The 2,744-nt window shown below is 65.3% G+C and carries 4 protein-coding genes and 1 pseudogene; 2 read left to right on the top strand and 3 right to left on the bottom strand.

The genetic code is table 11. The features are described from left to right. Both AC1D01_RS28775 and AC1D01_RS28780 read left to right on the top strand, forming a co-directional pair. Window positions 1–377: alpha/beta fold hydrolase (locus AC1D01_RS28775; RefSeq protein ID WP_477872505.1), on the top strand; the 377-nt coding region annotated here is incomplete at its 5' end. 194 nt (window positions 378–571) lie between these two features. After that, entirely contained in the window at window positions 572–1,921 is a 1,350-nt protein-coding gene (locus AC1D01_RS28780) for a TolB family protein (RefSeq protein ID WP_477872507.1), read from the top strand. Between the two features lie 2 nt (window positions 1,922–1,923). On the opposite strand, the gene AC1D01_RS28785 is transcribed toward AC1D01_RS28780, so the two are convergent. The 3 genes and pseudogenes from AC1D01_RS28785 to AC1D01_RS28795 all read right to left on the bottom strand — a co-directional run. Then, window positions 1,924–2,115 carry a hypothetical protein gene (locus AC1D01_RS28785; RefSeq protein WP_477872509.1) on the bottom strand — a complete coding sequence of 64 codons (192 nt, stop codon included), beginning with the start codon at window positions 2,113–2,115 and terminating at the stop codon, window positions 1,924–1,926. After that, window positions 2,112–2,438 carry a hypothetical protein gene (locus AC1D01_RS28790; RefSeq protein ID WP_477872510.1) on the bottom strand — a complete coding sequence of 109 codons (327 nt, stop codon included), beginning with the start codon at window positions 2,436–2,438 and terminating at the stop codon, window positions 2,112–2,114. The genes AC1D01_RS28785 and AC1D01_RS28790 overlap by 4 nt, the downstream gene beginning before the upstream one ends. Window positions 2,439–2,547: 109 nt before the next feature. Continuing rightward, window positions 2,548–2,744 (bottom strand): annotated as a pseudogene (locus tag AC1D01_RS28795) (IS256 family transposase); the annotation flags it as partial.

The following is a 2,744-nucleotide window of genomic DNA, read 5'->3' on the forward strand; positions in this document are numbered from 1 at the left end:
GCCCGCCCGTGGATGAAATCGTCCAAAGGCTGCTGGCCAATGCTGCGCTGGCATCGTTCGACATGCAGCGTGTCGTACATCGCATGACGGTCGATGCTGTGAAGGGGCTCCAGGGCGTTCGCAGGCCCATGCTTCAGATCTATGGCGAGTTGGACGCCCTGGTGCGGGCCGACGCCAGCGCCGGGCGTGCTCGGCAACTCAATCCATCGATCCGGACGCTCTTCTATCCCGACACGGGACACGCGCCATTTCTTGAATCGCCCCAGCGGTTCAACGATGACCTGGCAGGGTTCATCGCGAAGGCTCATCCCGCATCCTTGGCCGGCGGCGCAGCGATGCAGACGCAACCCCGTCGAACTGCGGCGGGCCCGCGTTGAAAGTCGACATCGAAATCGACCTCTCCGATCGACGTGTATTCGACGATCGACTTTCCCGAAATGCTTCGCGTCTTGAGTTCTCACGCAGCCTCGGCCGACTGCAGGCACTCGACCATGGCGTGCGAAAGTCAGCTGCCGTCGCAGGGCCCGTACTCTGCCCTAGCATACGGCCCATTCCAGCACGCCCACTCTTCATGCAAAACCGTCTCCTGACGACCAGCCTGCTGCTCGCGCTGAGCGCATCGGCCCACGCCGCTGAACTCCTCGTCGAGCCTGTCCAGGCAGGCCTCGCCGACCCGAGCCTGCAAAGCTACAACCTGCAGGAGCAGCGCGAGCTGCGCGTGTTCGCACGCTCAGCCGCTGGGTTCAAGCGTTCGCAGATCGTCTGGCAGCGCCGCGTCAACGGCGAGTGGTTGGCCCCGCAGGTGATGCCTTTCAGCGACCCGCGCTGGCGAGACTCCGACCCGCACCTGAGCGGCGATGGCAAGACGCTGACCTTCGTCTCCGACCGCCCCCTCGAGGGCGAGAAGGCGCTGGGGCAGCTGGACATCTTTGAGTCGCGCTGGACGGACGGCCAATGGAATGCGCCGCGGCGCCTGGCCGAGGCCGTGCAGAGCCCCGGCTACGAGCTCGGGCCGGAGCGCTATGGCGAGCGCCTCTACTTCGGCTCCGACCGTCCCGGCGGGCCGGGCCAGCTGGCGGTCTACCAGAGCGAGCGTCTGGCCGATGGCACGTACAGCGTGCCGGTCGCGCTTCAGGCACCGATCAATGTGGGACTTTCCAACAGCGACTTCACGCTGTCGCCGGATGGCCGCTACGCGGTGTGGTGGAGCGACCGCAGCGAGACCAAGGCCAAGCAGGACGGCGACCTGTTCCTGGCGGAGCGGATCGGCGCCGGGTTCGGCCCGGCGATACGCCTGCCAGCACCGGTCAACAGCCCGAGCTTCGAGTTCACGCCGTCGGTCAGCAGCGATGGTCAGTGGCTGATATTCGCCTCCACCCGCCCGGGCCAGCATGCCGCGGGTCTGTCTCAGCTCTACCGCGTCAGCTGGCCGGCGCTGCTGGCCGAGCTGGGCTCGCGGGCCGAGGCCCAAAGCCAGGCCCAGCTGGAGCAGCGTCTCGGCGATCTGTGGCGCACCTTCAACAGCAAGGCCGGTGGCGCGCCCGACGCCGAGCTGCTGCGCCCGCTGCTGCATCCGCAAGCGCGGATCTGGGGCCAGCGCCTGCGCGATGCCAGCCTCGACGTGGGCAGCTGGTCAGGCACCGAGTTCCTGGCCACGCTGAAAGAGCCGACGCCGAAGGCGATGTTCGAATGCGAGGTCCATCGCGAGCTGCGTCGCCATGGCGCCCACGCTCAGGTCTATAGCGTGGTCGAGACCCGTTACGACAGCGCCGAAGCGCCMGCCGCTTTCACCGGCGTCAACAGCAGCCAGTGGCAGCTGGGCTCGCAGGGCTGGCAGCTGCTGTCCCTGCACTACGCGCTGGAGCTGCCGGGGCAGGCGCCCGCACCGCGCACGCGGCGCAGCGGCGACTGCCTGGGCTGAGCTCAGCGCTGCGCCAGCGGGGCCGTGGCGGCGTTGAAGGTGATCGTATTGGCAACCAGGGAATCGAAGGCAAACTCCTTCTCGTCCGGGTCCTGCAAGGCAGACCCGAAGCAGAAGTCCGCCACAGCGCCTACTGAGTCGTAAAGCGAGCGCTCAAACGTCTGAGCCGAGACGAACCGAGTGGGCTGACTCACAGCTCTGCTTCTGCCGCTTTGCCGACGTACCAATTGCCTACGAAAAACAGARCCCACGTTACGGGAACTATCGGAAGCGAGAGGATGCTGGCCATGCTGCCTCCACCTGTCCGGCTGTCGACGTAGAGCAAATACCCCGGAACGCATGGCGAAAGAAGCGCATTCAAGATGTGGATCGTCACTCCCGACTTGAAGCTGTCATGCGTCGAATCGACGATGCCTCGCTTTGCCTTGGCAAAGGCGATGGCGACTCCGATAAGAGCGGGGCAAAAGAGGACGGCAAGAAGCGCCGTGGCTGCGCAATCTTCCGGGAACTTGAGCATTGAATGACCTTGGCTTGTCTCAGGCTCGACCCAGATAGCAACTCAGGAGGGGCTGTCAGGATTTCTGTGTGCGAGGCGGTTGAGATGAATTGGCTATTGGCCGACTCGCTTATCGACTGCCGTGCGCCGGCAGTGTGAATCGCTCTTCGTAGACCACAGCGAATTGGTTCATCGCGGGGCGCCACTCCTTGGCTGCGCGTCCCCAGTCAGCCGTGATGTTGCGCAGTGCCAGCCAGATCAGCTTGGTGGCCGCGTCGTCGCTGGGGACGTGCCCGCGCGTCTTGATGATCTTGCGCAGCTGGCTGT

It is taken from the genome of Rhizobacter sp. P3_B12 (assembly GCF_056402895.1).